We start from the raw sequence: 7266 nt of genomic DNA on the forward strand, positions 1-7266 counted from the left end.
GCCCCCTAGAGCCAGCTCTTGACGGTTTCGATCAGCCGGGCCGGCTCGGCTCCGACGGGTGTGACGTTGAGCATGGTGACGCCCGCCTCCCGGAAGGCCTCGACCCGCTCGCGTACGTAGCCTTCCGGCCCGCACAGCGTCATGAGCTCGCAGAACTCGTCCGGTACGGCGGCCGCCGCATCGCGCTTGCGGCCGGAGAGGTAGAGCTCCTGGATCTTCCGGGCCTCCTCCCCGTACCCGTAGGCGACGGCGAGGTCGTTGTAGAAGTTCTTGCCGACCGCGCCCATCCCGCCGACGTACAGCGCGATCTGCGGGCGCGCGAGGTCCCGTACGGCGGCGGCGTCCTCGCCGATCGCCAGCAGCCCGCCGGCCACGGTCTGCAGCGGGCCGAGCTCCGGGGCGCGCAGGGCCGCGCCCTCGGCGAGGGCGCTCCCCCACACCGCGTGGGCCTTCTCGGGGAGGAACAGGGTGGGCAGCCAGCCGTCGGCGATCTCGGCGGTCATCCGCACGTTGGCAGGGCCGAGCGAGGCGATGTAGACGGGGACCGCGTCACGGACCGGCCGGGTGAGGATCTTCAGCGGCTTGCCGTGCCGGCCGCCCCTCTCGGGCGGCAGCGGCATGTCGGTGATGCCGTGGTGGTCGATGGTCTCGCGGCGCCAGATCCGGCGGCACAGCTCGACGGTCTCGCGGGTCCGGCCGATCGGCTTGTCGTACGGCTTCCCGTGCCAGCCCTCGACCACCTGCGGGCCGGAGGCGCCGAGGCCCAGCAGCGCCCGGCCGCCGGAGAGCGCGTCCAGCCCGGCGGCCGTCTGGGCGATCAGGGCCGGGGTGCGCGAGTAGACGTTGAGGATGGCCGAGCCGATCTTCATCCGCTCGGTGCGGGCGGCGAGGTAGCCCATGATCGTCGGGGAGTCGAAGCCCCAGGCCTCGGCGACCCACACGGCGTCCAGCCCGGCCGCCTCCAGCGCCGCCGCCTCGTCGGCGGCCCGGCGCGGGTCCCCGGCGTAGTCGAGCATCATGGACAGTTCCATCAGACCTCTTTCGGGAGCAGGGCCGGTACGTCCCAGTCGCGGGCCACGGAATCGGTGTGCGCGCCCGGCAGGGCGGGGCCGGCGGTGACCGCGGCCGGGGTGGCCGAGAACCGGGGCGCGGGGGCGGGCTGGGTGATCCCGCCGAAGTCGGTGAAGGTGGCGCGGGCGGCGAGGTGCGGGTGCTGCGGCGCCTCGCGCAGGGAGAGCACGGGCGCCACGCACGCGTCGGAGCCCTCGAACACCGCCGTCCACTCCTGGCGCGTACGGGACTTGAAGCGGGCGGCGACGGCCTCGCGGAGCTCGCCCCAGCGGGCCAGGTCCTTGCGGGCGGGGGCCTGGTCCCCGATGCCGAGCAGCTCGACGAAGGTGTCGTAGAACTGCTGCTCCAGCGCGCCGACCGCCATGTACCCGCCGTCGGAGGTCTCGTACGTGCCGTAGAAGGGGCAGCCGCCGTCGAGGAGGTTGGCCCCGCGCCGGTCCTGCCAGCCGCCGGCCGCCATCATGCCGTGGATCATGGCGGTGAGGTGGGAGGCGCCGTCGACGATGGCCGCGTCGACGACCTGGCCGGCGCCGCCGGGGGTGCGGGCGTGCTGGAGGGCCGCGAGCACACCGATCACCAGGTAGAGCGAGCCGCCCGCGTAGTCCCCGACGAGGTTGGCGGGGACGGCCGGCGCCTCCCCCGGATTGCCGATCATGCCGAGGGCGCCGGTGACGGCGATGTACGCGATGTCGTGCCCGGCGGTGTGCGCGAGCGGGCCGTCCTGGCCCCAGCCGGTCATCCGGCCGTAGACGAGCTCCGGGTTGCGGGCGTGGCAGTCGGCGGGTCCGACGCCGAGCCGCTCGGCGACGCCGGGGCGGAAGCCCTCGATCAGCACGTCGGCCCGCTCGACGAGGTCCAGCACGAGGGCGGGGCCCTCGGCGGACTTCAGGTCGACCAGGACGGAGCGCTTGCCGCGGTTGGTGACGTCGTACGCGGGGTTGACCGCGAGCCCGCCGCCGCCGGGCCGGTCCACCCGTACGACGTCGGCCCCCAGGTCGGCGAGGAGCATGGCGGCGAACGGGCCCGGGCCGATGCCCGCCAGTTCGACGACGCGCACGCCCGCGAGCGGGCCGCGGCCGGCCGCCGGCCCCGCGGCCGTGGGCATGCCGGGCCTGCCGGGCACGTTCCCTGTCACTGCCATCGAGCCCCCAGCATCCGTAGCATCCGCGGCGCGCGCCATTGTGTGACACAACTGATGTAACACCAGCGATGCTAGGAACGCGTTCCACTCAGCACAAGAGCAACCGCTTAGCCGGTTGACTCGTTTCGCGCGTCGGGACCCTCCTGGAGCCGGGCGTCGAGTTCCTTGAGGTGCCGCTTGAGGGCGACCGTGCGGTAGCTCTCCTCCACCCACTCGCACAGCACGTCGAGGGGCGGCGCCCCCTTCTCCCCCAACGGCACGGAGACCCAGCCGGCCTTTCCCAGGCCGTACCCGGTCGGCTCCGCCCCCGGCGCGGTCATGGCGTGGCCGTGCAGCGCCTCGTCCTTGAGCTTCACGGAGAACCCGGGCGAGCGCGGGCCGTCGACGCTGCCCAGGAACACGAAGATCTTCTTGTTGACCTTCACGACGCAGTCCTCGGGCCCCCAGGGAAACTCCATCACGGCCTCCGGCAGCCCCCGGGCAAACTCCCGCACCGCCTCCCACTTGCGCACCGCAGCCTTCATCGACGCCTCCCTCACCACAGCTCACACGCGCCCGTACCGCCCGCACGGACAGTCCCTCCCCACGCTAACGCCGCCCCCTGACACGGGCCGGGAACCGGACAACGGCCTTTCCCGCCGGGGCCGTCGGAGTTCCCCACCCGCGCCACCGATTACCGGAACCGGAACGACGACGACATCGACCCCGCCGTCGACCTTTTCGGGCCCTACCGGGACATCTGATCGGAGAACACGAAACCCCTGATCACAGCGGCCGATGGAGGACTTTCAGGCCGCTTTCGAGGCACTTCCCGCAGGCCCGCGAACTTAAGGCGGGGGGCCTTAAGCGGAATGGAAGGAGCTATGTAATCTGAGCGAGCTTTCAGCCCTGGCCAAGGGCTCACGGAAACATAGGGGGCTCGGTGTCCTACCGCCGACTCGCAGCATCTGCGGCCGTCTTCGCAGCCGGCATTTCTCTCATACCGGGCATGGCCCACGCAGCCGGAGCGAACTCCGGCGATGCCCAGGGCATCAGCAAGCCCGACCTGGCCCAGGACGGCCTGAAGGACACCGCCAAGTTCTCCAGCCCCGCCGACCGGTCGACCCGGCAGAGCGCACCGGTCCCCACGGGCAAGCTCGCGGCCGCCCCCATGACGGAGACCGCCGGCGCCGCCAACCCGACCCTCGCGGTCGGCCTGGACGCGTTCGCCGTCTCCGCGCACGCCGTCTATCTGGACAGCTCCGTCACCAGCGCGGCCACGCCGCTCGACATCAGCATCGCCTGGGGCGACGGGGCCACCACCGCCGCCTCGGCCTCCGGCACCCAGATCGTGAACTCCGAGCACACCTACGCGGAGCTCGGCACCTACACCGTCAAGGTCACCGTGACGGACAAGGCGGCCAACACCTCGGTCACCAACGAGGTGGCGGTCACGACCGCGGGCTCGGACTACACCCCGTACGGCCCGACCCGTCTGCTGGACACCCGCAACGGCACCGGCGCCCCGAAGACCAAGGTGGCCGCGTACACCTCCGCGCACCTGAAGATCGGCGGGAACGGCGGCATCCCCGCCGGCGTCACCGCGGTGGTACTCAACGTCACCGTCACCGGCACCACCAGCGGCGGCCACGTCACCGCCTTCGCCGACGGCGACGACCGCCCGAGCACCTCGAACGTCAACTTCGTCCCCGGCCAGACGGTCCCGAACCTGGTCATCGTGCCGGTCGGCCCGAACGGCTACGTCAACCTGTACAACGGCGGCTGGGAGTCGGTCGACCTCATCGCCGACGTCACCGGCTACTTCACGCAGACGGCCTCCAGCGGCTACACCCCTCTGGCGCCGCAGCGGTTCGTCGACACCCGCAGCGGCACGGGCACCGCCAAGGGCCAGCTCGCCGGGTACGGGTCCTTCAGCACCCAGATCAGCGGCCTGGGCAAGGTGCCGGCCTCCGGCGTCACCGCCGTGGCGCTCAACGTGACCGTCACCAACCCGCGCAGCGACGGCCACCTGACCGTCTTCCCGAGCGGCCAGCAGGCCCCGACCGCGTCCAACGTGAACTTCACGACCGGCCAGACCATCGCCAACTCGGTGATCGTCCCGGTGGGCCCCGACGGCAAGATCAGCATCCGCAACGGCGGCTGGAACCCGGCCGACGTCATCGTCGACGTCGTCGGCTACTACAGCCCGCAGAGCAAGGGCTCCTACCTGCCCTTCACCCCGGAGCGGATGCTCGACACCCGTGACCCCGAGAGCCCGGTCTACGGGCCGCTGGGCGGCCGCGACTACATCTACGTGCCGATGGGCGAGCCCGGCTCCGGTGTCACGGGCTTCGTGCTGAACGCCACGGTGACCAACACCAAGGACAGCGGCTTCCTCGCGGTCTCCCCGGACCCGAACACGCTGGACGAGTACGACAACGACGCGGCGAGCCAGCCGACGCCGCCCACCTCCTCCACCCTGAACTGGACGACCGGCAAGACCGTCCCGAACCTGGTCCAGGCGAGCACCGGCGGCACCGGCATCGTCGACTTCTGGAACCAGAGCGACGGCGACGCCGACCTCATCGTCGACGTCTTCGGGATGTACCAGGAGAACTGACCCACCGCGGCCCCGCGCCGCTCGCAGCGCCCCGGAAACGGCCGTCCAGGCCGCCCCCGGGGCGCTGTTCTGCGTACGGGGCCTGCGGGTTAGCCTCAGCCACCGACTGGAGTGGGAGGAGCCGTGATGAACGAAGAGGTTCGGCGGTCTGACGGGACCGCGGAGCGCGAACGCGGGCTTGGGCTTGGGCTTGGGCTTGGGCTTGGGCTTGAGAGTGATCGTGCGCGTGAGCGGTCCTACGACGTGGTGCTCTTCGGGGCGACAGGGTTCGTCGGGGCCCTCACCGCCGAGTACCTCGCCGCGCACGCCCCCGCCGACTGCCGGTGGGCCCTCGCGGGGCGCGACCTCGGGAAGCTGGAGCGGCTGCGCGAGCGGCTGACCCGGCTCCACCCCGGCTGCGCGTCGCTGCCCCTGCTGCGCGCGGACGCCTCCGACGCGCAGGCCCTACGGGAACTGGCCGCCTCCACCCGGGTCCTGGCCACGACCGTCGGACCGTACGTCCTCTACGGCGCGGAGCTGGTCGCGGCCTGCGCCGCGGCGGGTACGGACTACGTGGACCTCACCGGCGAGCCGGAGTTCGTGGACCGGACGTACGTCGAGCACGACACCCGGGCCCGGGAGACCGGCGCGCGGATCGTGCACGCCTGCGGCTTCGACTCGATCCCGGCCGACCTCGGCGCGTACTTCACGGTGGGGCAGCTGCCCGAGGGCGTCCCGCTCCGCGTGGACGGGTTCATGCGCTCCAACGCGACCTTCTCCGGCGGGACCCTGGCCTCCGCCCTGACCGCCATGGGCCGCGGACCGCAGACCCTGGCCGCGGCGCAGGAGCGCCGGCTGCACGAGCCCCGGCTGCCGGGGCGCCGCGTACGGAGCCCCCTGGGCGCGCCGCGGTTCAGCCGGGAGACCGGCACCTGGGCGCTGCCGCTGCCGACGCTGGACCACCGGGTCGTGACCCGCTCGGCGGCCGCGCTGGAGCGGTACGGGCCGGACTTCCGCTACCGGCAGTACGCCTCGGTGAAGCACCTCCCGGTCGCCGTGGGCGGTGCGGCGGCGGTCGGCGGAGCGGTGGCCCTGGCGCAGCTCCCGGCGGCGCGGCGGTGGCTGATGAGCCGCTGGGAGGCGGGCCAGGGCCCGGACGCGGAGCGGCGGGCGCGCAGCTGGTTCACGGTCCGCTTCGTGGGCGAGGGCGGCGGCAGCCGGGTGTTCACCGAGGTCTCGGGCGGCGACCCGGGCTACGGGGAAACCGCCAAGATGCTGGCGGAGTCGGCGCTGTGCCTCGCGTACGACGCCCTGCCGGAGCGGGCGGGCCAGCTCACCACGGCGGTGGCGATGGGCGACGCGCTGCTGGACCGGCTCCAGAAGGCGGGGATCCGGTTCCGGGTGGCCTCGGCCCGCTGAACCGGCCGGTGGCCGGTGGTCAGGAGGCTTCGCGCAGGGCCCGCCGGCAGAGGGAGTCGGCGTGCCGGGTGGACTCGGGGATCCGGAAGCGCGGGCTCAGCGCGAGGGCGTGGGCGCAGGCGGTGTCCAGCGAGATCCGGTGGCCCACGGAGACGTACACCGGCTTGATCCCGTCCTGCGTGCGCAGCGCCCGCCCGACGACGGCCCCGTCGGCCGCGACCAGCGGGGCCGCGGCGCCGCGCCGCTCCCCCGGCTCCTCGTACGTGAACGTGAAGGGGTTCTTCGCGACGCCCATGCTCGGCAGTCCGGTGACGACCCCGAGGTGGCAGGCGAGGCCGAAGCCGCGGGGGTGGGCGAGCCCGTAGCCGTCGCAGACGACCAGGTCGGGGGCGGCGGTGAGCGAGTCGAGCGCGGCCAGCACGGTGGGCAGCTCCCGGAAGGCCAGGAGCCCGGGCACGTACGGGAAGCTGACGTGCCCGACGGCGGTCGCCTCCTCGACGACCTCCAGGGTGGCGGCGTCGAGGACGACGGCCGCGGCGGCGACCAGGTCGCGCTCGTCGTCGTAGGCGACGTCCACGCCCGCGACCAGCCCGCGACCGGGCGGCGGGCCGGCCTCGTCGAGCACCACGCTCTTACGCAGTTCGTCCTGTATCGCCCGGGCCTCGGCCTCATCGGCGGGGGTCTTCACACTTGTCATGATGGTGCGAGAGTAGCCTGGCGATCATGTTCGTCATGGAGCTCACCTACACCGCGCCCATCGAAGCCATCGAAGACGAGCTGGACGCCCACATCGCGTGGCTGGACGGCTATTACGCCTCGGGCGTCTTCCTCGCCTCGGGCCGCAAGGTCCCGCGCGAGGGCGGCATCATCCTGGCCGCAGGCGTCTCCCGCGCGGAAGTCGAGCGCATCGCGGCAGAGGACCCCTTCACCCTGGCGGGCGTCTGCGAGTACCGCATCACGGAGTTCATCGCGACGAAGACGTCGTCGGACCTGGCGGCGGTACGGGAGAACGCGGGGGCGTAGGGGGTGGGGCCTGTCTCTTATACACATCTCCGAG

At 72.8% G+C, this 7266-nt stretch carries 7 protein-coding genes; 3 read left to right on the forward strand and 4 right to left on the reverse strand.

Features of this window, described 5'->3' with window-relative positions:
- Positions 1-5 precede the first annotated feature (5 nt).
- From IF02_RS0122950 to IF02_RS0122960, 3 genes are all read right to left on the reverse strand, one after another.
- The gene (locus tag IF02_RS0122950; protein WP_030159839.1) at positions 6-1031 is read right to left on the reverse strand and encodes an LLM class F420-dependent oxidoreductase; all 1026 of its coding nucleotides are present in this window, start codon (positions 1029-1031) and stop codon (positions 6-8) included.
- On the reverse strand, positions 1031-2176 hold the full coding sequence (locus IF02_RS0122955; RefSeq protein WP_030159840.1) for a CaiB/BaiF CoA transferase family protein: 1146 nt from the start codon (positions 2174-2176) through the stop codon (positions 1031-1033). The genes IF02_RS0122950 and IF02_RS0122955 overlap by 1 nt, the downstream gene beginning before the upstream one ends.
- Positions 2177-2319: 143 nt before the next feature.
- Positions 2320-2736, reverse strand: coding sequence for an MmcQ/YjbR family DNA-binding protein (locus IF02_RS0122960; RefSeq protein WP_030159842.1), 417 nt, complete (start codon positions 2734-2736; stop codon positions 2320-2322).
- A 464-nt stretch (positions 2737-3200) separates the two neighbouring features.
- Between IF02_RS0122960 and IF02_RS33925 the strand changes: the two genes are divergently transcribed.
- Both IF02_RS33925 and IF02_RS0122970 read left to right on the forward strand, forming a co-directional pair.
- Positions 3201-4811, forward strand: coding sequence for a PKD domain-containing protein (locus IF02_RS33925; protein ID WP_078622260.1), 1611 nt, complete (start codon positions 3201-3203; stop codon positions 4809-4811).
- A gap of 243 nt (positions 4812-5054) precedes the next feature.
- Entirely contained in the window at positions 5055-6209 is a 1155-nt protein-coding gene (locus IF02_RS0122970; protein WP_030159847.1) for a saccharopine dehydrogenase family protein, read from the forward strand.
- A 19-nt stretch (positions 6210-6228) separates the two neighbouring features.
- Here the strand turns inward: IF02_RS0122970 and IF02_RS0122975 are convergent, their stop codons facing one another.
- Positions 6229-6906, reverse strand: a complete 678-nt coding sequence (locus tag IF02_RS0122975; protein WP_030159849.1) for an endonuclease V — start codon at positions 6904-6906, stop codon at positions 6229-6231.
- A 26-nt stretch (positions 6907-6932) separates the two neighbouring features.
- Here IF02_RS0122975 and IF02_RS0122980 point away from each other — a divergent pair, with 26 nt between their 5' ends.
- The gene (locus tag IF02_RS0122980; RefSeq protein WP_030159851.1) at positions 6933-7232 is read left to right on the forward strand and encodes a YciI family protein; all 300 of its coding nucleotides are present in this window, start codon (positions 6933-6935) and stop codon (positions 7230-7232) included.
- The last annotated feature ends 34 nt before the right edge of the window (positions 7233-7266 follow it).

The sequence above is a fragment of the Streptomyces sp. NRRL S-244 genome (assembly GCF_000717915.1).
Classification (GTDB): Bacteria; Actinomycetota; Actinomycetes; order Streptomycetales; family Streptomycetaceae; genus Streptomyces.

Bases quoted from the DNA above. Each gene is read 5' to 3' on its own strand.
- IF02_RS0122950 (WP_030159839.1), bottom strand. From the start codon at position 1,031: ATGGAACTGTCCATGATGCTCGACTACGCCGGGGACCCGCGCCGGGCC.
- IF02_RS0122955 (WP_030159840.1), bottom strand. From the start codon at position 2,176: ATGCCCACGGCCGCGGGGCCGGCGGCCGGCCGCGGCCCGCTCGCGGGC.
- IF02_RS0122960 (WP_030159842.1), bottom strand. From the start codon at position 2,736: ATGAAGGCTGCGGTGCGCAAGTGGGAGGCGGTGCGGGAGTTTGCCCGG.
- IF02_RS33925 (WP_078622260.1), top strand. From the start codon at position 3,201: ATGGCCCACGCAGCCGGAGCGAACTCCGGCGATGCCCAGGGCATCAGC.
- IF02_RS0122975 (WP_030159849.1), bottom strand. From the start codon at position 6,906: ATGACAAGTGTGAAGACCCCCGCCGATGAGGCCGAGGCCCGGGCGATA.
- IF02_RS0122980 (WP_030159851.1), top strand. From the start codon at position 6,933: ATGTTCGTCATGGAGCTCACCTACACCGCGCCCATCGAAGCCATCGAA.